The 20,638-nt window shown below is 71.1% G+C and carries 21 protein-coding genes and 1 tRNA gene; 14 read left to right on the top strand and 8 right to left on the bottom strand.

Annotated features, from left to right (window positions below; genetic code table 11):
* Positions 1-95: 95 nt before the first annotated feature.
* A complete protein-coding gene (locus tag H288_RS0126725; RefSeq protein WP_020095640.1) occupies positions 96-584 on the top strand; it encodes a hypothetical protein in 489 nt (162 codons plus the stop codon).
* Between the two features lie 147 nt (positions 585-731).
* Here the strand turns inward: H288_RS0126725 and H288_RS0126720 are convergent, their stop codons facing one another.
* From H288_RS0126720 to H288_RS0126705, 4 genes are read right to left on the bottom strand one after another with little or no spacing between them, the layout of a single operon-like run.
* A complete protein-coding gene (locus tag H288_RS0126720; RefSeq protein ID WP_020095639.1) occupies positions 732-1,556 on the bottom strand; it encodes an FTR1 family protein in 825 nt (274 codons plus the stop codon).
* A 53-nt stretch (positions 1,557-1,609) separates the two neighbouring features.
* Entirely contained in the window at positions 1,610-3,043 is a 1,434-nt protein-coding gene (locus H288_RS0126715; RefSeq protein ID WP_020095638.1) for a 4Fe-4S binding protein, read from the bottom strand.
* Entirely contained in the window at positions 3,040-3,390 is a 351-nt protein-coding gene (locus H288_RS0126710) for a cupredoxin domain-containing protein (RefSeq protein ID WP_026605320.1), read from the bottom strand. The genes H288_RS0126715 and H288_RS0126710 overlap by 4 nt, the downstream gene beginning before the upstream one ends.
* Positions 3,391-3,407: 17 nt before the next feature.
* Positions 3,408-3,971, bottom strand: coding sequence for an iron transporter (locus H288_RS0126705; RefSeq protein ID WP_020095636.1), 564 nt, complete (start codon positions 3,969-3,971; stop codon positions 3,408-3,410).
* A gap of 353 nt (positions 3,972-4,324) precedes the next feature.
* Between H288_RS0126705 and H288_RS0126700 the strand changes: the two genes are divergently transcribed.
* Entirely contained in the window at positions 4,325-6,448 is a 2,124-nt protein-coding gene (locus H288_RS0126700) for a carbohydrate porin (protein ID WP_026605318.1), read from the top strand.
* 148 nt (positions 6,449-6,596) lie between these two features.
* Here the strand turns inward: H288_RS0126700 and lipB are convergent, their stop codons facing one another.
* Positions 6,597-7,328: a lipoyl(octanoyl) transferase LipB gene (gene lipB / locus H288_RS0126695; RefSeq protein WP_020095634.1), complete on the bottom strand. Its 732-nt coding sequence runs from the start codon at positions 7,326-7,328 to the stop codon at positions 6,597-6,599.
* A gap of 88 nt (positions 7,329-7,416) precedes the next feature.
* Between lipB and H288_RS0126690 the strand changes: the two genes are divergently transcribed.
* Both H288_RS0126690 and H288_RS0126685 read left to right on the top strand, forming a co-directional pair.
* Positions 7,417-7,722 (top strand): FliM/FliN family flagellar motor switch protein, encoded by a 306-nt coding sequence (locus H288_RS0126690; protein WP_020095633.1) that lies wholly within the window; start codon positions 7,417-7,419, stop codon positions 7,720-7,722.
* A gap of 118 nt (positions 7,723-7,840) precedes the next feature.
* Positions 7,841-7,925 (top strand) — tRNA-Leu (locus H288_RS0126685).
* A 230-nt stretch (positions 7,926-8,155) separates the two neighbouring features.
* On the opposite strand, the gene H288_RS0126680 is transcribed toward H288_RS0126685, so the two are convergent.
* Positions 8,156-9,133 (bottom strand): helix-turn-helix domain-containing protein, encoded by a 978-nt coding sequence (locus H288_RS0126680; RefSeq protein WP_020095632.1) that lies wholly within the window; start codon positions 9,131-9,133, stop codon positions 8,156-8,158.
* A gap of 577 nt (positions 9,134-9,710) precedes the next feature.
* On the opposite strand from H288_RS0126680, the gene H288_RS0126675 reads away from it, so the two are divergent.
* Positions 9,711-11,261: a DEAD/DEAH box helicase gene (locus H288_RS0126675; RefSeq protein ID WP_020095631.1), complete on the top strand. Its 1,551-nt coding sequence runs from the start codon at positions 9,711-9,713 to the stop codon at positions 11,259-11,261.
* Between the two features lie 170 nt (positions 11,262-11,431).
* On the opposite strand, the gene H288_RS0126670 is transcribed toward H288_RS0126675, so the two are convergent.
* The gene (locus tag H288_RS0126670; protein ID WP_020095630.1) at positions 11,432-13,570 is read right to left on the bottom strand and encodes a molybdopterin oxidoreductase family protein; all 2,139 of its coding nucleotides are present in this window, start codon (positions 13,568-13,570) and stop codon (positions 11,432-11,434) included.
* A gap of 228 nt (positions 13,571-13,798) precedes the next feature.
* On the opposite strand from H288_RS0126670, the gene H288_RS0126665 reads away from it, so the two are divergent.
* From H288_RS0126665 to H288_RS0126650, 4 genes are all read left to right on the top strand, one after another.
* Entirely contained in the window at positions 13,799-13,984 is a 186-nt protein-coding gene (locus tag H288_RS0126665; protein WP_026605317.1) for a DUF1508 domain-containing protein, read from the top strand.
* 162 nt (positions 13,985-14,146) lie between these two features.
* The gene (locus tag H288_RS0126660) at positions 14,147-14,416 is read left to right on the top strand and encodes a hypothetical protein (RefSeq protein ID WP_020095628.1); all 270 of its coding nucleotides are present in this window, start codon (positions 14,147-14,149) and stop codon (positions 14,414-14,416) included.
* Between the two features lie 149 nt (positions 14,417-14,565).
* Positions 14,566-14,703 carry a hypothetical protein gene (locus H288_RS35760; RefSeq protein WP_020095627.1) on the top strand — a complete coding sequence of 46 codons (138 nt, stop codon included), beginning with the start codon at positions 14,566-14,568 and terminating at the stop codon, positions 14,701-14,703.
* A 26-nt stretch (positions 14,704-14,729) separates the two neighbouring features.
* Positions 14,730-15,182 carry an acyl-CoA thioesterase gene (locus tag H288_RS0126650; protein ID WP_020095626.1) on the top strand — a complete coding sequence of 151 codons (453 nt, stop codon included), beginning with the start codon at positions 14,730-14,732 and terminating at the stop codon, positions 15,180-15,182.
* On the opposite strand, the gene H288_RS0126645 is transcribed toward H288_RS0126650, so the two are convergent.
* On the bottom strand, positions 15,175-15,714 hold the full coding sequence (locus tag H288_RS0126645) for a superoxide dismutase family protein (protein ID WP_020095625.1): 540 nt from the start codon (positions 15,712-15,714) through the stop codon (positions 15,175-15,177). The two genes, H288_RS0126650 and H288_RS0126645, sit on opposite strands and share 8 nt — an antisense overlap.
* Positions 15,715-15,823: 109 nt before the next feature.
* Here H288_RS0126645 and H288_RS0126640 point away from each other — a divergent pair, with 109 nt between their 5' ends.
* From H288_RS0126640 to H288_RS35265, 5 genes are all read left to right on the top strand, one after another.
* Positions 15,824-16,615 (top strand): TlyA family RNA methyltransferase, encoded by a 792-nt coding sequence (locus H288_RS0126640; protein ID WP_020095624.1) that lies wholly within the window; start codon positions 15,824-15,826, stop codon positions 16,613-16,615.
* Entirely contained in the window at positions 16,612-17,877 is a 1,266-nt protein-coding gene (locus H288_RS0126635; RefSeq protein ID WP_020095623.1) for a class I SAM-dependent RNA methyltransferase, read from the top strand. The genes H288_RS0126640 and H288_RS0126635 overlap by 4 nt, the downstream gene beginning before the upstream one ends.
* Before the next feature lie 53 nt (positions 17,878-17,930).
* Complete coding sequence (locus H288_RS0126630; protein WP_020095622.1) at positions 17,931-18,203, top strand: hypothetical protein; 273 nt, start codon at positions 17,931-17,933, stop codon at positions 18,201-18,203.
* A gap of 490 nt (positions 18,204-18,693) precedes the next feature.
* Complete coding sequence (locus H288_RS32865; RefSeq protein WP_020095621.1) at positions 18,694-20,067, top strand: methyl-accepting chemotaxis protein; 1,374 nt, start codon at positions 18,694-18,696, stop codon at positions 20,065-20,067.
* Complete coding sequence (locus H288_RS35265) at positions 20,068-20,622, top strand: methyl-accepting chemotaxis protein (RefSeq protein ID WP_020095620.1); 555 nt, start codon at positions 20,068-20,070, stop codon at positions 20,620-20,622.
* Positions 20,623-20,638 lie beyond the last annotated feature (16 nt).

Raw genomic sequence — 20,638 nt, 5'->3', positions numbered from 1 at the left:
CGTGACCGGGCCGCCCCGGTCGCCCGCTTGAAAGCTCCGTGATCGATTTCGATATATCGATTGCGCCTGCGGTTGGGCGCCCTACGGAGAAAATCATGCCGCATCACGACACCACCGCCCTCTCGGGCACGATACGACACGTCTTCGCCCATCGCTTCACCGTCGAGGCGGGCGGCGAGACGCACCTCGCCGATCTCGGCCCGAAGGGTGCGGAGGCGTTCCCGCTCGCGAGCGGCCTGCACGTCACCCTCACCGGAGAGCGTCGCCCCTCGGAGATCAAGGTCACGCGGATCTCGGCGGAGGGCCGGGATCCGGTGGAGATCCATCACAAGAAGCCCCATCACGCGCCCGGCACCGGGCGGCCGGACGGGGCAACGGACGCCCCGTCCGATCCCGCGCGCGCTCTGGCGGCGGTGGCCGCGGCGGGGTGGGCGGTGGCGGACGCGCCGCGCCGCAAGCCGAGGCATTTCGAGGTGCTGGCACGTCGGAGCGACCGCGCGGCGACGGAACTGCACGTCGACTTCGCCGGCACGATCTACAGGGAGAAGCCGGCCGACCGGGCGAAGTGGACCGTGCTGGCCTGAGGGTCGCGGGCCGACCGACCCACCGCACCGATGGACGGTGCGGCGGGACCCGTCGCGTCGAGCCGAGGATGCACAGCCGGGCCGCCACGCAGCCCGGCGCCTCGACGCCTAGCTGTCGGATGTATCCCCGCGGCGCCGGACGGTTCGCTACGCCGCCCGCACCGCGCGGCGCTTGTCGGCGGCGCTCCACTGCATCAGGCCGACCATCACCGCGATGGTGGCGACGTAGACCAGCCCCTGGAGGGCGGTCGGACGGTCGGTGTAGCCGACCAGGGCGTGCAGGACGCGGCCCGGCCAGGAATTCTCGGCGATCACGCCGGAGCTGTTCCAGAGGGTGTATCCGAGGACCTCGACCACCCCGGCATTCGCCAGGAACTGCGCCGCCTGCGCGGCGAGGCCGGCCGCGAGGAAGATGATCAGGACGCTGGTCACCGAGAAGACGTAGCGGCTCGGAATCGAGGCGAGCCCGAGATAGGTCACCGCCGAGAGGAGCGCGCCGGCGCCGATGCCGGCGACCGCACCGAACTGGATGTCGGCGCCCGAGGTGCCCGAGGCCACGAGGCCGTAGAGGAACAGGACCAGCTCGGCCCCCTCGCGCAGGATCGCGGCGCCGATCACGATCGACAGGGCCGCTGCCTCCCGCTCGCCCGAGCGCACCGCCGCGCCGGCGGCGCGCAGTTCGCCCGCCAGCTCCTTGCCGTGCTTGCTCATCCAGGTGTTGTGCCAGATCAGCAGCAGCACCGCGACGATCAGGACCGCGGCGTTCAGGATGTCCTGCCCGCTGCCCTCGAACGCGTCCGAGATCTTCTCGGCGAACAGCGCCACCAGGGCGGCGCCCGCGAGGCCGCCGGCGATGCCGAGCAGGACCCAGCGCATCCGGCCCGGGATGCCGCGGGTGGCGGCCAGCACGATGGAGATGATGAGGCCCGCCTCGATGACTTCGCGGAAGGCGATGACGAAGGCGCCGATCATGGCGGTCTCCAGGGTTTGTGAGGTCGTGTGACGCGGCGCGCGCGGACCGCGCGCTACCAGATCCAGAACAGGAGCACCCAGTTGGCCACCGAGAGGGCGGCCGCGCCGGCGATGCAGGCCGAGGCCGCCACCCGGCGGAGGCCGCCGGCGGCGAGACCCGCCACCCGCCAGGCCAGCCAGACGCTCCACAGGCTGGCGCCGGCGAGCAGGCCCGCGCGGATCTCCGCCACGTAGGGGATCACGATGCCGTCGCCGCGCAGGAACGTCACGGTGAGCGCCGACAGGCCCAGGAACACGCCGCAGCCCGCGACCGGGATCAGGGTCTGGGTCAGGTGGTGGAAGCGCCGGAGCGACCAGCCGCCGAGGCTCAGGGTCGCGAGCGCCACGATCCCCGACAGGGCGAGCCCGAGGACGAGCGTCGCGGCGCCGATGTAGGCCAGCAGCAGCCCGCCGTCGAGGAGCGTCATGACGTCGTTGCGGTCGGGGTAGTTCGTCAGCACGAACCAGGGCGCCGAGTGCTCCAGGGGCCACGTCGTCCCGCGCTCGATGAGCCACGTGGCCGCCCATTGCTTGGCATCGACGAACCAGGGGCTCGAGGACCACTGGAAGGCGCCCACCGCCAACGCCAGCATGCCGAACAGGATCAGCATGGTCTGGTCGAGGCTGGGCTCCGCGCCGGCCACGTGGACGATCTCGTGGTTGGGCGAGCGCAGGGCGAGGCGCACGGCGCCGCGGTGGCCGCTGCAGCGGCCGCACATGTGGCAGGCGCCCGCGCCGCGCATGGTCTTGACCGGCACGAGGGGCGCGCAGTTGAAGGACTCGGTGCCGCCGACGGGTTTGGGCGAGTCCGCCCAGGCGGCGCGGTCGACCTGGAAGCTCACCGGCGCGAGCTTCGACAGCACCGCGAAGACGCCGTTGACCGGGCAGAGGTAGCGGCACCAGACGCGCTTGTTGCGCCCGTACAGCAGCCCGACCACGATCGCCGCCAGGGTCGAGCCGCCGAGCACCGCGAGGACCGGCTTCGGGTAGCCGTAGACGCTGGTCATCTGGCCGTAGACGGTGGTTCCCGCGAAGGCCACGAACGGCCAGCCCTGCCAGGTGATCCAGCGCGGCACGGCGTAGCCGCGGCTCCACCGGCTCGCGAACTCGCTGAGGGCCCCCTCCGGGCAGAGCACGCCGCACCAGGCCCGGCCGACCAGCACCATGCTGACCAGCACGAACGGCCACCAGATCCCCCAGAAGGCGAACTGCGCGGCGAGCGTCAGGTTGGTCCAGATGTGGGCGGCGTTGTCGGGCAGCGGCAGCAGGGCCGGCACGATCACCAGCACCGCGTAGACGGCGACGATCAGCCACTGCACGGACCGGATGATCCAGCCGTACCGGCGCAACGCGTCGCCGAACCGGGCGAGCCGCGCGTCGACCGCGGAGCGGCGCGGCGTGACGTCGGCGAGGGCCAGGGAGCCGGGCGCTGTCGTGAACGCGCTCATTTGGCCACCAGGGTCGCCTTCGCTTCCGGGTGGAAATCGTCGAACACCTGGTACGTGCCGGCATCGAGGGTGCGGAACACGATCGCCGAGGTCGAGCCAGCGGCCAGCGCCTTCTCGCGGCGCAGCTCCGTGCTCTCGAACTCCACCGGCGTCTGGCCGGTGTTCGAGATCTCGAGCTTGAACCGGGTGTTGGCCGGAACCTCGATCACCGTCGGGATGATCACGCCGTCGCGCATCTCCACCTTGATGACCGGCATGTCGTCGGCGCGCGCGGGCGCGGAGGCCGACGCGGCGGCGACCAGCAGCAGCGGGATGGCTCGGACGAGGGAGCGCGGCAGGCGGGACACGGTCAGCTCCGGCACTCTCAGTAGGCGCCCTTCTTGCCGACGCCGGCGAAGGTGAAGTCCTGGGTGATCTCGAAGGGCTCGAACCACGGGCCGACGCCCGTCTCCTTGTCGACGTGGCGGCCGAAATGGCTGTCCTTGCCGGGCGGCGCGACGGTAACCTTGAGGCGGTAGCGACCGGGGCCGAACAGCTTGACGTTGTCGCCGTAATGCGGCCCGTCGTTGGCGACCATAGGCATCAGCATGCCCGACACCGTCTGGTCGGTGGGCTTGTCGCCGTCGAGCTTCACCGCCTCGAAGCGGACGTCGAGCGCCGGCACCCAGTCCCCTTCCGCGAAGCCGTTGCGGTTGTCCTTGGCGGCGCGGATATCGGTCTCGAGGTGGATGTCCGACTTGGCGGCCTCGCGCATCATGCCGGGCGGATCCATCTCGATCGGCTGCAGATAGACGGCCGCGACCTCCAGGCCGTTGCGCGTCACGTGCGGACCGATCGGCACCTCCTTGGCGGCCGCGGCACCGGCGAACGCCAGGAGCGAGGCCGCGGCGAGGCCGCGGAGAACCGGGAGGATGTGCGAGGCGTGCATGCGACCGCACATAATCCAGGCCGCGGGAAGTTCAAACCGGAATCGCACGACAGTCAAATAATAACAATTCTAATCTGCCGGTCAGCTGCATCGACATTACGGTATTCGCATGTCGTTGCAGCGAAAAAGGTCGATTACGACGCACTTTCACGAAGCTATTCGCGGTGCGATGCCCTCTGGATCTTGACGAATCCAACGCGGGCTGGATCGTCACGCCAGTGCCATGCGACGAACCGAGGATGCGATGCGGCAAGGCCATGGATCGCATGATGGCCCGCGATCACGAGCGCGCGACCCGGCTTGCGCGGCCCCGTGACGCGTTTTAGCAAATGCTATACTTTTCTGTGAGTCGGATGAGATCCCGTTCCGTGTCCCTGGTCCGCACCGCGGCGCTCGTCCTGGCCGTCCCCCTCCTCGCGCCCGCCGCCGCGCGGGCGGCCGACATCTCCCCGCTGCGCCCCGCCGAGGCGCCGTCCTACACCGACTGGTCGGGGGGCTATGTCGGCCTCGAGGGCAGTGCCGGCGGGTCCTACGGCGCCTACAATTTCGGTCCGACGACGATCGGCGCCCGGCCGGTCCCGGCCTTCAAGAGCGGCGATTCCACCGGCCGCAGCGACCAGGGCAAGAACGCCACGACGGCGGTCGGCGGCCTGTTCGGCGGCTGGAACTGGCAGGCCGGGCCGTGGGTCTACGGCGTCGAGGCGAGTCTCGACGCGGCGAATCTGAAGCGGCCCGTCCCTTCGACGATCGCGGGCTTCGGCTACGCGAACGTGGACCCGGCCTTCAACATCGTGCGCGCCAAGACGGATCTCTACGGCACCCTGCGCGCCCGGCTCGGCTACAGCTTCGACCGCTACCTGATCTACGGCACCTTCGGCCTCGCGGGGGCGAACGCGCGCATCCTGGCGAATTACCCGGACCTCGACACGGGCGGCCAGACCACCGCGCGGCGGGACCTCGGCTACGTCGGCTTCACCCTCGGCGCGGGCGTGCAGTACGCCATCACCGACAGCCTCGCGCTGGGCATCGACTACCGCTACATCGATCTCGGAGGCAGCCGGCGCTTCCCGCTGGGCATGGTGCCCGGCGACGCGGGCGGGCCGGTCACGACCCGGGCGCGCTTCACGTCCAACGAACTGTTCGCGCGGCTGATGTGGTTTCCGGACGGGCTGAAGGTCCCGCCGGACCCGGACGAGACCGCCCCGCACGATCCCGACAACGGCGATACTGGCCGCTTCTCGCTCCACGGCCAGACGACGCTGATCGCGCAGGGCGTTCCCGGCTTCCGCTCGCCCTACGAGGGCGCGCAGAGCCTGATCCCCCATCAGGCCCGGCAGACCACGACGGCCACGATCTTCCTCGGCCTCAAGCTCACCGACAGCACCGAGATCTACTACAATCCCGAGTTCAGCCAGGGCTTCGGCCTGTCGCGGACGCTCGGCGTCGCCGGCTTCGTCAACGGCGAGGCGCAGAAGGCCGGCGCCCCGTTCCCGAAGCTGCGCTCGAACCGCTACTACGTGAAGCAGACCTTCGGGCTCGGCGGCGAGACCGTGGAGGTGCCGGACGGACCGAACCAAGTGGCCACCCGCTACGACGCCGAGCGGATCACGCTGATCGCCGGCAAGTTCGCGCTGGGCGACTTCTTCGACGGAAACATCTACGCGCACGACCCGCGCGTGGACTTCTTCAACTGGTCGCTCTGGGGTTCCTCGGCCTGGGACTTCCCGGCCAATCTCCCGGGCTTCACGCAGGGCGTCTACGCCGAGTACAACCGCCCCGAATTCGCGATCCGCGCCGCCTACACGCAGGTGCCCAAGGAGCCGTCGAGCGACGTGCTCGACCCGCGGGTGTTCCGGCGCGCGGGGCTGAACGTCGAGTTCGAGGAGCGGCACGTGCTCCCGTGGCTGGAGCAGCCCGGCAAAATCCGCATCGGGCTGTTCTCGAATGTCGGCGTCTCGGCCAACAACCGCGACGTCGTCACCCTGACCCAGCTCGGCCTGTTCGACGACATCAACGACGCCGTCGCGGCGACCCGGCGTCCCCGCCGCAAGACCGGCGGCTACATCAACCTGGAGCAGGCGCTGACGCCCGAACTCGGGCTGTTCGCCCGGGCGAGCCTGAACGACGGGGGCACCGAGAACATCTCGTTCACCGACATCGACCGGAGCTTCTCCGGCGGCCTGTCGCTGAAGGGCAAGGCCTGGGACCGCCCCGACGACACGGTCGGCATCGGCGCCGCAATGAACGGGCTCTCGCCCTCGCACCGGGCCGCCTTCGCGGCCGGCTATCTCGGGCTGCTGATCGGCGACGGGCGTCTCAACTACGGCACCGAGCGCGCGCTGGAGACCTACTACGCCCTGAACCTCACGAAGTTCGTCACCCTGACCTTCGACTACCAGTTCATCGACAATCCCGGATACAATCGCGACCGCGGGCCGGCGCACTTCTTCGCCTCGCGGCTGCACGCCGATTTCTGATCGGCGCCGGTGAGACGGCCTCCGGCCGGAGCGTTCGGACGCTATGCGTATTCGCGAGCGAAGCGATCCGGTCCGGGCTCCGGACGACACGCCCCCTGGGTCGCTGCGCTCGCGACGACGGCGGCATCGCCCGATGGCGCGGCCCTGCTCACTCCGCCGCCTCGATCGCGGTCGCCCCGAAGATCGCCTCGAAGGCGGCGCGGAGCTGCATGTCGACCTCGGCCATGCTCACCGGCAGGCCGAGGTCGACGAGGCTCGTCACGCCGTGCTCCCGGACGCCGCACGGCACGATCCCGTCGAAATGCGCGAGGTCGGGCTCCACGTTCAGGCTGATGCCGTGGAAGCTGACCCAGCGGCGGACCCGGATGCCGATCGCCGCGATCTTGTCTTCGCCGCCGGGCCCCTTCTCGGGCCGGCGCACCCAGACGCCGACCCGGTCCTCGCGGCGCTCGGCGCGGACGTTGAAGGCGGCCAGCGTCTCGATCAGCCACGCCTCCAGGCTCGCCACGTAGGCGCGCAGGTCGCGGCTGCGCCGGTCGAGGTCGAGCATCACGTAGGCCACCCGCTGGCCGGGGCCGTGATAGGTGTACTGCCCGCCCCGCCCCGTCGCGTGGACCGGGAACCGGTCCGGCGCGACGAGATCCTCCGGCCGGGCCGACGTGCCCGCCGTGTAGAGCGGCGGGTGCTCCAGCAGCCAAACGCATTCGGGCGCCGCGCCGCGGGCGATCGCCTCCGCGCGCGCCTCCATCCAGGCGAGGGCGGCGGCGTAATCCACTGCCGCGTCGCTCACGCGCCAGCCCACCGGGCCGGCGACCGGATCGGTGCCGGGCCGCTTCGGGAAGGCGGGCGGGCTGACCGTGAGGCGGGGCGCGTTTACCAAGAGTTCACCATCCTGCGTCGATGGTCGAAGCCTCAACATCCGCGGCCGGCGGTTGCAAGGTTCCGGCTGCGAGACGGGATGGCGGACGGTGGCGGTCTTCGAGACCCTGAAGGTCGATCTGACGGTGGTGCTGGGCCGGGCCCGCATGCCGCTGCACATGCTCCTCCGGATGGGCCGCGGCGCCGTGATCGAGCTCGAAGCCAGCGACAGCGACATGGTCGAGATCCTGGCCAACGACCACCCGATCGCGCGCGGGCAGATCGTGGTGACGGGCGACCGCATCTCCGTGGAGGTGACCGAGCTGATCCGCAAGGCGGCCTCGATCGTCGAGCCGGGCGTCAGCATCGGCGACGGCGCGGCGCCTTTCCTGGAGGGCGGCTACGATTCCCCGTGACTGCGCTTGTCGGCGGCCGGACGATCTGTTATCCGCTGCGCCGCGCGACACGAAAGCGGCCCCGGGTTCTCCCGCGGCGCGCGACGGTCGGGCGAACGGACCGGTCTTCGCGTCCGATGCGGCCATGGCGGAATTGGTAGACGCGCTAGCTTGAGGTGCTAGTCCCGAGAGGGGTGGAGGTTCGAGTCCTCTTGGCCGCACCACATTGTTTCGGTTGCCCGGACCTGCGGCAACCCGGATGTGGTGCATGACAGGGCGGTGCGCCGCCGATCACGATACACCATTATCTGAGCCGACGCGCCGGGTCGCGACGCGCGTGCCGTTCGCACGCCGGGCGCAGGCGCCTGCGCCCGGCCAGGGGTTGCGCGAGGACCGCGCGCATCATTCCGCGCCGGGACGTCGCGGGATCGGCGGAGGCCGGCCACCGTCCCGATCAGGGAGCCGACGGAGCACCGGAAGCCCGCAGCAGGGCGGCCTCCCTGTACTCGCGCGGGGTCAGGCCGTGGCGGTCCTTGAACCGGCGGGAGAAGTGCGCCTGGCTGGTGAACCCGCAGCCGTAGGCGAGCATCCCGATCGACAGGTGCAGGCAGGCTGGGTCGGACAGCCGCTTGGCCGCCGCCGCCAGTCGGCGCTCCCAGATCCAGTCGGAAATGTGCTGGCCGCGCTCGTGGAACAGCTCCTGGAGCCGGCGCAGCGAGACCCCCGTGGCGGCCGCGAGCTGGGGCGGGTCCAGTCCCGGATCGTCCAGATGGGCCTCGACATGCGCCTTCGCGCGCTGAACGACGACGCTGCCGTGGACGGGGCGAGGCACATCCTGCGCGAGCCGCTCGGCGAGGCTCGCCACGATCAGGTCGACCGCGATCGCCGACATGCGCTCGGCGGCGTCGGGCGTGAGCTGGTGCCGCACCCGGATCAGGTCGTGGATGAAGCCGGTCGCCAGCGTGGCCGAGGCGAGGTCCGCCCCGACCGACAGGCCGGTGTAGAGCCGTGTCGAGCCGAGCACGCCTTCCAGGCGCTCCCGCGGCAGCTCCAGGAACAGGGCCTGGCTGTCCCTGTGGGTCGTCAGCACGGAGGGGCGATGGTCGAGCACGACCATGTCGCCCGGCCGCTGCACGGCCTCCCGGCCGTCCTGAACGCTCGTCGACAGGCCCGCGAGCTTGAACAGCACCACGACCATCCCGGCCCTGTCGTGGCGCCGGGCCGCGCTGGGCGTCGTCTCGCATCGCAGGGCGCTCTGCGTCAGGCGCGAGAGGTACAGCGCGCCGATCTCCGCGACGTCGAGCCTGCCCCGGAACGGCCCGTCGTCGAGGCGCTCGACCTCGATCGGCACGAGCCGCTCCCCGAGAAGGTCTCGCCAGAGCTTGAAGCCGCTCCGGGGGTGGAGACCCTCCGTCGAAAACACTGTCTGCATAGGCAATATCTGAAGTCGCGGCCGCGCAGCGATCGTTGAATACCGATCGCTGCGTATCTTTAGATACACTTTCACGCTCGGACGATCCAACGATACCGTCAATTCTGAAACAATTATATCTCAACGGACAGATCAGAGGCGATCCTCGGTCACAACGACGATAAACGCCCGCCCCGACCACATCGGGAAGACGTGATCGACACGTATCGGCAGCCGAGCCGCGTCTTCGGGCGATCCCGAGTGCACGGGGCACGGCACCGTCGGACGAGCGCCTGCTGTTCACCGGCGCGACGGCGGCGCTCAGCCTGAGCGGACCGCAACCCGGCCCTGCATTGACTTCGCAGCCGCACACACGCATATCGGCGATGCAGCGTCAGCGGCCGCCACGGCCCGCTTGAGGGGGCTGCGTGACGGATCGGGCGCCACCCGGCGTGATCCGGCCCCCCTCTTCATAACGTGCATGCACCCGGGCCGCCCCATCACGCGGGCTGCCCCCTGCCAACGGACCGGCTCATACACGGCACAGCTCGCGAGCGACGCGAGGCGCCCGGCCGGCCCTGCTGCATCGGATACATCCTTGACCCAATTCACCGATTTCGGCCTCGCCCAGCCCGTGCTGCGGGCGCTCAGCGAGGCCGGCTACGTCGCGCCGACCCCGATCCAGGCCCAGGCGATCCCGCCGGCCATGGCGGGCCGCGACCTCTGCGGCATCGCCCAGACCGGCACCGGCAAGACCGCGGCCTTCGCGCTGCCGATCCTGCACCGCCTCTCGCTCTCGGACCGCCGCGCGCCGCGCCGCGGCTGTCGGGTGCTGGTGCTCTCGCCGACCCGCGAGCTCGCCAACCAGATCGCCGAGTCGTTCACCGATTACGGCCGGCACCTGTCCTACACCACGACGGTGGTGTTCGGCGGCGTCACCATCAGCCGCCAGGAGCGGGCGCTGGCGCCGGGCGTCGACGTCCTCGTCGCCACCCCCGGCCGGCTGATCGACCTCGTCGACCGCCGCTCGCTGACCCTGGAGGGCGTCGAGATCCTCGTCCTCGACGAGGCCGACCAGATGCTCGACCTCGGCTTCATCCACGCCCTCAAGCGCATCGTGAAGATGCTGCCGCAGAAGCGCCAGAGCCTGTTCTTCTCGGCCACCATGCCCAAGAACATCGCGGGCCTGGCGTCCCAGTACCTCACCGATCCGGTCCAGGTCGCGGTGACGCCGGTCGCCACCACGGCCGAGCGGGTCGAGCAGGAGGTGATCTTCGTCCATACCGGCGCCAAGCAGGCGCTGCTGGGGCACATCCTGCGCGATCCGGCGATCGAGCGCGTGCTCGTCTTCACCCGGACGAAGCACGGGGCGGACCGGGTCGTGCGCGGCCTCGACAAGGTCGGCATCGCGGCTGCCGCGATCCACGGCAACAAGAGCCAGCCCCAGCGCGAGCGGGCGCTGGCCGCCTTCAAGGACGGCTCCTGCCGGGTCCTGGTCGCCACCGACATCGCGGCCCGCGGCATCGACGTCGAGGGCGTGAGCCACGTGGTCAACTTCGACCTGCCTAACGTGCCGGAGAGCTACGTCCACCGGATCGGCCGCACGGCCCGCGCCGGCGCCGACGGCCTCGCCATCTCGTTCTGCAACGACGAGGAGAAGGCCTACCTGCGCGACATCGAGCGCGTGACCCGGCAGAAGGTCCCGGTGGCGGGCTTCCCCGAGGGCTTCACCCCGCCGTCCCGCCAGGAGGCCGCCGAGATTGCCCGCGAGGAGGAGCGCCGGCCCGAGCGTCCGCAGCAGCGCCCCGGCGGCGGCCGCCAGGGCCAGCGGCCCCGGCAGCAGCAGGGCCGTCCCCAGCAGGGCCGGCCCGAGGGCGGCCGCGGCTTCGGCGGTCCCGGCCAGGGCGCGCCCCGGCAGGGCCGACCCCAGGACGGCCGCGGCGACAACCGCGGTGACAATCGCGGCCACGCCCCGCAGGGCCGCGACGCCCGCGCGGACCGGCCCGCCCGCCCGCAGGGCGAGCGCCCGAATCAGGGTCGCCCGAGCCGCGACGCCCGGCCCCAGCGCGCCGATGCCCGTCCGCGCAGCGGCGGTGGCGGCGGCGAGGGTCGCAGCATCGGCTGGCTGGAGCGGGCGCCCCGTTCCTGAGCGAAGATGGCCTGAGTGACGATCGAGCCGCCCGGGACGGATCCGTCCCGGGCGGCTTCGTTTCCGGTGACCGCGCCGGACGAGCGGCGAAACCGCAACCGGATGACGGCTCGACCCTCCGTGTGAACCCGGCGCGGCGATCGGGAGCGGATCGCCGCGCGCGGAGCCGTTCAGTTCGCCCGTGAGACCTCGACGAGGTTGTCGGAGAACGAGGGCGCGTGGCCCATATCGGTGAAGGCGCCGGACGAGATGCTGTTCACCGTGCCCTCGTTGAGCTGGCGCCAGTAGCCCAGCGTCGCCACCACGATCCCTGCCTTCACGTCGTCGGTGATGCGGGCCACGCCCTTGAAGGCGCCGCGGTCGTTGGCGACCTGCACCCGGTCGCCGTCCCGGATGCCGCGCGCGCCGGCGTCGGCTTGGCTGATCATCACGAACTGCTCGCCCTGGCCCTTCTGCTTGTCCTCCATGTTGGCGTAGCAGGAGTTCAGGAAGTAGTGGCTCTTGGGCGAGACGATGTTGAGCGGGTAGCGCTTGGCGAGTTCGGGATCGTTCGTGTGCGACTCGCGCGGGCCGAGGTAGTCCGGCAGCGGGTCGAGCGCCTCGCCGGGCTGGAAGCCCTCGTACATCTGCCGGAAGGGCGGGGCGACGAAGTTCGTGGCGCCCTCCACCTTCAGCATGCACTTGCCGGTCGGTGTCGGGAAGTTGCCCTCCCGGTGCGGCGCCCGGTCGTCCGGCGTGCCGACCTTGAGCCGGGCGAAGCCGTGCTCGCGCATGTACTGGAGGTCGATGCCCTCGCAGGCCGGCGATGACCAGTCGACGTAGTGCTCAAGGCACTCGCTGTCGCTCCACTTGAAGTTCTCCTCCTCGAAGCCGAGCCGGGCGGCCAGCCGGCGGAAGATCTCGTTGTTGGGGATCGCCTCGCCCGGCGCCTCGGCGCACTTGGTGTTGTAGGTCAGGTAGAGGTGCCCCCAGGAGAGGATCATGTCCTCCATCTCGGCGCCCATGGTGGCGGGCAGCAGGATGTCGGCGTAGGAGGCGGTGTCCGAGATGAAGTGCTCGGCCGAGACCATGAACAGGTCCTCGCGCATCAGCCCCTCGACGATCTTGTCGGTCTCGGGCGCCTGCGTCACGGGGTTCGAGTTCCAGCACATCATCGACATGATCGGCGGGTCGAGCTGCATCTCGCCGGTGAGCGCCCGGCCGATCTGAAGGTTCGAGACGACCCGGGTCCCCTCCGGGATCAGGTCCGGGCGGCAGATGACGTCGAACTTGTAGGGATGCTCCCAGACGCCGAACTGCGTGATGCCGCCGCCGACATGGCGCCACGCGCCGGTCAGCGCCGGGATGCAGGTCACCGCCCGGATGGTCTGGCCGCCGCCGTAGTGCCGCTCCAGCGCCACGCCGATGCGGATGCCCACCGGCTGCTCGGTCGCCATCTCGCGGGCGAGCTTCCGGATGTCGTCGGCGGAGACGCCGGTGATCGCCGCGGCCCATTCGGGCGTGCGCGTGCTGGCCCGCTCCTTCAGCTCCGCGAAGCCGACCGTGTGGTTGTCGACGTAGTCCTGGTCGACGAGGCCCTGTTCGATGATCGAGTTGATCAGCGCCATGGCGAGCGCGCCGTCGGTGCCGGGCTTCGGCGCGATGTGCCAGTCGGCGGCCTTGGCGGTGCGCGACGCGTAGGTGTCGATCACCACGACCTTGGCGCCCTTCTTCTGGGCGTCCTTCACGATCGCCCAGTGGTGCAGGTTCGTGCTGACCGAGTTGCAAGCCCAGATGACGATGTACTTGGAATGGATGTAGCTGTCCGGGTCGAGGCCGGCCGTCGGACCGACGGTGAGGAGCCAGGCCGTGCATGAGCCCTCGCCGCAGAAGGTCCGCTCGGTCACGGTGGCGCCCATGCGGTTGAAGAACGCGTCGCCGCCGTTCAGCCCGTGCACGAGGCCCTGGTTGCCGAGGTAGCTGTAGGGCGCGATGGCCTGCGGCCCGTACTGGTCGATGATCGCCTTCCAGCGGGTGACGATGGTGTCCAGCGCCTCGTCCCAGGTGATCCGCTCGAACTGCTTCGAGCCCTTCGGGCCGACGCGCTTCATCGGGTAGAGTAGCCGGTCGGGGTGGTAGTGGCGCTTCTCGTAATCCTTCAGCTTCACGCAGAGACCGCCGCGGGTCATCGGGTGGTCCGGGTTGCCGCGCACGCTCAGGAGCTCGCCGCCCTTCACCTCGAACAGCATCGAGCACGTGTCGGGGCAATCGTGCGGGCAGCCTCCGTAGAAGACCTCCGAGTAGGCCTCGGGCTGGACGATCTCGTTCATACTCTCTTCCTCACCGGCCGCGGGCGTCCCGTTATTGTTCAGGCGTCCCGGATCCCGATCGGCGAAGCGTACAATGAGAGGAAGAAAAATTCTAACTCGAATCCCGGCGGCCGATCGCGCACGCGCGCCGCTCGGTGGCCCGTCCGCCCCGCGGCGCCCTCACCGCCCCGCCTTCCCTTGCGCGGGCGCGCCCCCATCTGAGGGATGGACGAAGCGGGGGCCTGCGACATGCGGTTCGAACTCTACCGGGACGCCAAGGGCGAGTGGCGCTGGCGCCTGCGGGCGCGCAACGGCGAGGTGATCGCCGATTCGGGCGAAGGCTATGTCCGCCGCGAGGATTGCGAGCACGGCATCGCGTTGGTCCGCCAGAGCGCCGAGGCGCGCATCGAGGACATGACGACGAAGATCGCCTGACCCCGCGCGTCTCAACCTGCGATCAACCCTGTCCGAAACGTCGCAGCGGTTAAGCTGCAACGCTTCCGCTCGCCCACGCGTTGCAGCGGTTCGGACCGAGCGGAGCCCGTCGCCCTGCGCGGTTCGTCGACCAGGACGAATGACACAAAGGGAGTCGAGACCGTGCTGAGGAAATTCCTGCTCGCGGCCCTGCTGGCGCTGGGCTTCGCGGCCGCGGCGCCGGAGGGCGCGTCCGCCGCGCCCATCGGCCCGGGGCTGGCTCTGCCCGCCGAAGCCGCGCCGGCGGTGGCCGAGAAGGCCCAGTACTACTACCGTCGCCGGTTCTACGGCCCGCGGCCCTACTGGCGCCGCCCGTACTACGGCCGCCGGTTCTACTACGGCCCGCGGCCCTACTACCGTCGTCCCTACTGGCGCCGTCGGTTCTACTACTGATCGGCTCTCCGACCTGACCGGCCCGGCGGCTCCAGCGAGCCGCCGGGCTTTTTCATGCCCCGATTCGGGGTGCGCGACCGCGAGCCTTGCTTTATCGTGCCGGTAACGGGACCGCCGACGGCAGATCGGCGCGCCCGAGAGGAAGCTCGATGAACGATATTGCGCAACGCGCCGAGCCCGCGGCGGCGGCGCCGGACCTCTGGCAATCCATCCCGCTCGAATGCATCCTGAGCGCGGTCGCCGTTCTGCTGGCGGCGGGGCTCAAGCTCGCCGGCGTGATGTCCTGACGGCGTGCGGGGGGCGGATGGACGGCATGCAGCACGTCGCACTCTCACCGGCCGGAGGCGCGCCGCCCGCTGAGGTCGATCTGCCCAAGGGCGATCTCACGGTGCGCACCATCGCCATGCCGGCCGACACCAACGCCAACGGCGACATCTTCGGCGGCTGGGTGCTGTCGCAGATGGACCAGGCCGGCGGCATCGCGGGCGTCGACCGGGCGCAGGGCCGGGTGGTCACCGTGGCGCTGGAATCGATGACCTTCATCCGGCCGGTCCGGGTCGGCGACGTGCTGTGCGTCTACACCCGGGTGTCGCATGTCGGCCGGACCTCGATGAAGATCGAGGTCGAGGCCTGGGCACGGCGGTTCTGCACCCAGGTCCGCGAGCGGGTCACGCAGGCCACCTTCACCTTCGTGGCCATCGACGAGGACGGCCGGCCGCGGCAGATCCCGCCGGCCGTGCCGTCCCCGTCCGCGACGACTACTTGATCACCCCGCAGGCGACGCGGTCGCCGGCACCGCCGATCGGCTGGGTGTTGTGGTCGTCCTCGTTGGCGTGGATGATCAGCGCCGCGCCGTCCCCGTCCTTCAGGCCGCCCTCGCCGTTCAGCGGCGTCTCGCTGGAGACCTCGGCATTGGCCGAGCCGTCCTGCGCCGCGTAGAGGTTCGGCAGGTCGCCCTCGTCGGGGCCCTCCGCGTTGAGCAGCCCGTGCTTGCTCTGGTCGTGGTTCACGTGCGCCTTGGAGTTCATGAACTTCGGGTCCGAGCAGTCGCCCACGGCGTGGAAATGCATCCCGTGCCAGCCGGGCGGCAGGCCACCGGGCTGGATCGTCACGCGCAGGACCAGGGCATTTGCCCCGTCGCGGATCGCCAGCGTGCCGATCGGGTCGCCCTTCGCGTTCTTGATCGGCGCCGTGTAGGTCTCTGCCGGTTTGGCCGCCTCCTTGGGAGGCTCCTGTGCCAGGGCGCCGCCGGCGGCGGCGGTCCCGAGCAGTGCGAGCAGCGGCAGGGTGCGGGTCATGCGGTGGCTCTCCTTTACGGCCCGGTCTAGTTAGGGAGCGCGCCGGCCTTCGACAGGGCGGCGGCCCGAAACCTCCGCCGCAGACCTGCCGGAACCGCACGAAGCCCCGATGACCCGAGACCGGACCAGCCCGGACCGCGCGGCCCCCGCGGACGATCCCGCGGAGAACCCTGCGCCGCGGCGCGCCGACCTGTATCTCGTGGCGCACGGCCATTTCGAGAGCCGGGCCCGGGCCCAGGCGGCGATCCGTGCCGGGCTCGTGCGGGTCGACGGGCGCCCGCTCGCGCGCGCCTCGGACCCGATCGCCCCGGGGGCGCGGGTCGAGGCGGAGCCCGAGCACCCCTACGCCTCCCGCGGCGGCCTCAAGCTCGCCGCCGCGCTGGACGCGTTCGGCGTCGATCCGGAGGGCCGGGTCGCCCTCGACGTCGGCGCCTCGACGGGCGGCTTCACCGACGTGCTGCTCGCCCGCGGCGCCCGCCACGTCCACGCCCTCGACGTGGGCCGAGGCCAGCTCCATCCGCGGCTCGCCGGGGACCCGCGCGTGACCAACCGCGAGGGCACCGACATCCGCGGCCTCGGCCCGGAGGCCCTCGTCCCGCCCCCCGACCTCGCGAGCGTGGACGTGAGCTTCATCGGCCTGCGCCTCGTGCTGCCGGCCCTCCCGGGCCTGCTGAGGCCGGGCTCGGCGATCGTCGCGCTGATCAAGCCGCAATTCGAGGCCGGCCGCGCCCGGGTCGGCCGCGGCGGCCTCGTGCGCGACCCGGCGGTCCACGCCGAGGTCTGCGCGGCCGTCCGCGGGACCCTCGAGGGGCTCGGGGCCGCGATCCTGGGCCTGATCGACTCGCCGGTGCCGGGCGGCGACGGCAATGCCGAATTCCTGATCGGTGCGAGGTTGCCGTGAGCGAGCCAGCGGATAGCGAGACGGTCACGATCCGGGAGCTCGGCGCCCGCGGCGACGGGATCGCCGAGGACGGGACCTTAGTCCCCTACACGCTGCCCGGGGAACGCGCGGAGATCCGCCGGGAGGCGCGGCGCGGCGCCCTGCTCGGCCTAGCGCAGGCCTCGCCCGACCGGGTCGAGCCGTTCTGCCCGTACTACATGCGCTGCGGCGGCTGCCGCACCCAGCACCTCGCGCGGACCGCGGAACTCGCCTGGAAGCGCGACCTCGTCGCCCAGGCCCTGTCCCAGGCGCGCCTCGACGTGACGCCCGGGCCGGCCATCGACGCCCACGGGGCGGGACGCCGCCGCCTCACCCTGCACGTGCGGGAGATCGGCGGCCGGGCCGAGGCTGGGCTGATGCCGGCGCGCAGCCACGCGCTGGTGCCGATCGACCATTGCCCGATCACCGTGCCGGCGCTCCACCCGGCCCCGGAGGTCGCGCGCCGCCTCGCCGCCCCGCTGGGCCACGGGCGCAAGCCCCTCGACGTCGCCGTGACGGCCACCGACCAGGGCCTGGACGTCGACCTGCGCGGTCACGGACCGGTCAGCGCCGGCGTCGGCGCCGCGCTGGTGCGGATCGCCGGCGAACTCGGCCTCGCTCGGCTCTCCCTGCACGGAGAGCGCCTGATGGAGGCCGAGCCGGTCTCGGTCACGGCGGACGGCCCCGCCGCGGCGACCCGCCTCTACCCGGCCCCCGGCGGATTCCTCCAGGCGACCGCGGCCGGTCAGGCGACGCTCTGCGACCTGACTCTGGCGGCCCTCGGCCCCCGCATCCGGCGCGTCGCCGACCTGTTCGCGGGCTGCGGGCCGCTGACGCTGGCGTTCGCCCGGACGGCCGCGGTCCACGCCGTCGAATCCGATGCCGCGGCCCTCGCGGGCCTCGAGCGGGCCGCGCGCGCCGCCGCGGGCCTGCGCAAGATCAGCGGCGAGCGCCGCGACCTGTTCCGGCGGCCCCTGCTGCCCCCCGAACTCGATGCCTTCGACGCGGTGGTGTTCGACCCGCCGCGGGCCGGCGCGGAGGCCCAGGCCCGCCAGCTTGCCGCCGCCCGCGTGCCCCTGGTGATCGGCATCGCCTGCGACGCCGGAACCTTCGCGCGGGACGCGGCGACGCTGGTCGCCGGCGGTTACCGGCTGGAGACCGTCACGCCGGTCGACCAGTTCCGCCATTCGGGCCATGTCGAGATGGTCGGGGTGTTCCGGCGCGAGCCCGCGCGGCGGCGCTAGGCCACGCAACCGGCGGCCACGTTTCCCGTTCTCCCGGCGACGGGAGACCTTCCATGATCCGCGGATTCCTCGGTACCGCGACGCTCGGTGCGCTGAGCCTCGCCCTCATCACCCCGCTCGCGGTGCAGACGCGAGCGCCCGACCAGACCGGCACGGGCGGCGGCCCGGTCTCGACCATCACGGCGCCGAACACCAACAGCCTCGGCGTCACCAAGCCGCCCGGCACGTCTCTCGGCCCCGGCGAGGTGCCGACCCCGGAGCAGCGGCGGCGCGAGCGCGCTCTGACCGACAAGATCGAAGGCAGCATCTGCGACGGTTGCAACTGAGATCGGGTCGGGGTCGCTCGGGCCGGGTTCCCGCTCAGACCATCGCCAGTCCGGGTTGCGGTGTTCGACCGGGCCGTGCCCCACAAACGGCTCTCCATTCGGCGCGACCTCGGGCGGCGCGGAACTTCAGATCGCGCTCGCTCCGGCCTGCGGGCCCCGCGGGTCCGCCGAGGGGCTTGGCCAAACCGCCGGCTCGATACAGCAGCGACCGGCGAACAGGATTGTTGCCAGCGCATATTTCCATATTGGTTGCAGTATATCCATATTCACAATCCAATGTCCTATCTTCAATCCAGTCATTTTGTAGATATACTCCAAATATTGATCTTCATATGCACGGATATGGCGGCACCTACAGCGGATCATTGCTCAAAAATCGTGTTCTCGTTCATTGATTCGCAACTTGATGCTTCGTAAGACTTGCGCGTCGCGGGTCCTAGCCTGGGGGCGGCGACGTACAGCCGCGACTTCAAGTGAAGGAAACGCCGCCATGGCCCTCGTGAAGAAAGCCGCCCTGTCGGGATCGCACGCGCAGGTCCGGAAGGGCGAGCCGGCCAGTCTGAGCCAGCTCGGGCGCCTCAACGAGCAGAGCCGGCGCAAGGCCCGGACCTTCGCCAAGCAGCAGAAGGCGGCGGAGCGCATCGCGGCGGCGACAACCCAGCTCGCCAGCGGCGTCGCCGAGGCCTCGTCGGCGGCCGAGGAGCTGCGCAAGGCGATGGAGCAGATCGCCGCCGGCGCCGAGGAGGCGGCCGGGGCCTCCGAGCAGTCGCAGCGCGCCGTCACGACCGTGTCGGAGGTAATCGGCACCGCCCGCACCGAGGCCGAGACCTCGCGCCAGAAATCGGAGGCGCTCCAGGGACTCATCGCCGGCGTGAGCCAGCAGATCCGGCTCAGCGTCGGCTCGATCGCCACGGCGGCCGAGCGTCAGGCGGCCTCGGTCACGCTGATCGTCGAGCTGGAGCGGCAGGCGGCCAATATCGGCGACATCGTCCGCGCCGTCGCTCGCATCGCCGACCAGACCAATCTCCTGGCCCTGAACGCCGCCATCGAGGCGGCCCGGGCCGGCCAGCACGGCAAGGGCTTCGCGGTGGTCGCCGACGAGGTCCGCACCTTGGCGGAGACCTCCGAGCGCAGCGCCCAGGAGATCCAGGCGCTGATCGGCCGGATCCAGGAAGACGTGAAGGTCATCGCCGAGGGCATCAACCGCGCGGCCGAGGGCGCGCGCCAAGAGGTCGCGCGGGGCGAGACGATCACCGCCCAGCTCGAGGCGGTGCGGCAGGCCATGGTCGAGATCATGCGCGGCGCCGAGACCATCGCCCGGGTGGCCGTCGAGTCTGAGAAGGCCGCGGTCGAGGCGCAGAAGGGGTCCGAGCTGATCGCGGCGGCGGCCGAGGAGCAATCCTCCGCCTGCCAGCAATCGCTCAAGACCATCGAGCAGCAGACCACCGCCCTCGGGGAGAGCGAGCAGGCTGCCACCGAGCTCGCGACCCTGGCGGACGAGCTGAAGAACGCCACCGACGTCGGCAAGAGCGCCGAGGAGGTCGCCTCGGCGGCCGAGGAGCTGTCCTCGGCGGTGGAGGAGATCAACCGGGCCGCCGCGCAGATCACCACGGCGCTCGACCAGATCGACCGGGGCGCCCAGCAGCAGACGGCAGCCGCGCAGCAATCGGCCGCCGCGATCGCGCAGATCGAGAAGGGAGCGCTCCTCGCCCAGGACAGCGCCCGCGACGCCCTGGAGAAGGGCGGCCTGATCACGAGCCAGCTTCAGGAGAACCGGGCCGCGGTAGACGGACTGGTCGCGGGCGTCGGCAATGCCCTCGCGGAGACCGACCGGAGCCGAGAGCAGATCAACGCCCTGGAGTAGGTGAGCCGGAAGATCGACAAGATCGTCGACGCGATCACCACGGTGGCGATCCAGACCAACATGCTGGCGGTGAACGGCTCGATCGAGGCGGCCCGGGCCGGCGAGTTCGGCAAAGGCTTCATGGTGGTCTCCACCGACATCCGCAACCTCGCCCGGGATTCCTCGGAGAACGCGGAGCGGATCAAGGACCTCGTGAAGGCGATCCAGGACCAGATCGTGGTGGTGCGCCGGGACCTGGAGGCGATCTCCGCGGCGGCCGCCGCCGAGGTCGAGAAGAACCGGGCGATCACCCGCGACCTCGAGACCACCGCCGACGACATGGGCGTGGTGCTCGACGGCAACCGGCAGATCCTCCAGGGCGCCGACCTGATCATCCGCAACGTCGAGGAGGCGAAGCGCGGCGTCGACCAGATCGCCACGGCGGCCCGCCAGGGCGGCCAGGCGGTGAACGAGGCGCAGCAGGCCGCCCGCGAGCAGGCGAACGGCGCGGAGGAACTCGCCGCCGCCATCGAGGAGGTCGCGTCGCTGGCCGACGAACTCCAGAACCAGGACTGAGACGCGCCCGGCCGGG

Source organism: Methylobacterium sp. 285MFTsu5.1 (assembly GCF_000383455.1).
Lineage (GTDB): Bacteria > Pseudomonadota > Alphaproteobacteria > Rhizobiales > Beijerinckiaceae > Methylobacterium.
Note: the sequence above shows the minus strand (reverse complement) of the source record. Positions and strands in the feature narration are given on the sequence as shown.

What these genes read in the sequence shown, in the direction of transcription:
- H288_RS0126725 (WP_020095640.1), top strand. Translation starts at nt 96, where the DNA reads ATGCCGCATCACGACACCACCGCCCTCTCGGGCACGATACGACACGTC.
- H288_RS0126720 (WP_020095639.1), bottom strand. Translation starts at nt 1,556, where the DNA reads ATGATCGGCGCCTTCGTCATCGCCTTCCGCGAAGTCATCGAGGCGGGC.
- H288_RS0126715 (WP_020095638.1), bottom strand. Translation starts at nt 3,043, where the DNA reads ATGAGCGCGTTCACGACAGCGCCCGGCTCCCTGGCCCTCGCCGACGTC.
- H288_RS0126705 (WP_020095636.1), bottom strand. Translation starts at nt 3,971, where the DNA reads ATGCACGCCTCGCACATCCTCCCGGTTCTCCGCGGCCTCGCCGCGGCC.
- H288_RS0126700 (WP_026605318.1), top strand. Translation starts at nt 4,325, where the DNA reads ATGAGATCCCGTTCCGTGTCCCTGGTCCGCACCGCGGCGCTCGTCCTG.
- H288_RS0126680 (WP_020095632.1), bottom strand. Translation starts at nt 9,133, where the DNA reads ATGCAGACAGTGTTTTCGACGGAGGGTCTCCACCCCCGGAGCGGCTTC.
- H288_RS0126670 (WP_020095630.1), bottom strand. Translation starts at nt 13,570, where the DNA reads ATGAACGAGATCGTCCAGCCCGAGGCCTACTCGGAGGTCTTCTACGGA.
- H288_RS0126665 (WP_026605317.1), top strand. Translation starts at nt 13,799, where the DNA reads ATGCGGTTCGAACTCTACCGGGACGCCAAGGGCGAGTGGCGCTGGCGC.
- H288_RS35760 (WP_020095627.1), top strand. Translation starts at nt 14,566, where the DNA reads ATGAACGATATTGCGCAACGCGCCGAGCCCGCGGCGGCGGCGCCGGAC.
- H288_RS0126650 (WP_020095626.1), top strand. Translation starts at nt 14,730, where the DNA reads ATGCAGCACGTCGCACTCTCACCGGCCGGAGGCGCGCCGCCCGCTGAG.
- H288_RS0126645 (WP_020095625.1), bottom strand. Translation starts at nt 15,714, where the DNA reads ATGACCCGCACCCTGCCGCTGCTCGCACTGCTCGGGACCGCCGCCGCC.
- H288_RS0126640 (WP_020095624.1), top strand. Translation starts at nt 15,824, where the DNA reads ATGACCCGAGACCGGACCAGCCCGGACCGCGCGGCCCCCGCGGACGAT.
- H288_RS0126630 (WP_020095622.1), top strand. Translation starts at nt 17,931, where the DNA reads ATGATCCGCGGATTCCTCGGTACCGCGACGCTCGGTGCGCTGAGCCTC.
- H288_RS32865 (WP_020095621.1), top strand. Translation starts at nt 18,694, where the DNA reads ATGGCCCTCGTGAAGAAAGCCGCCCTGTCGGGATCGCACGCGCAGGTC.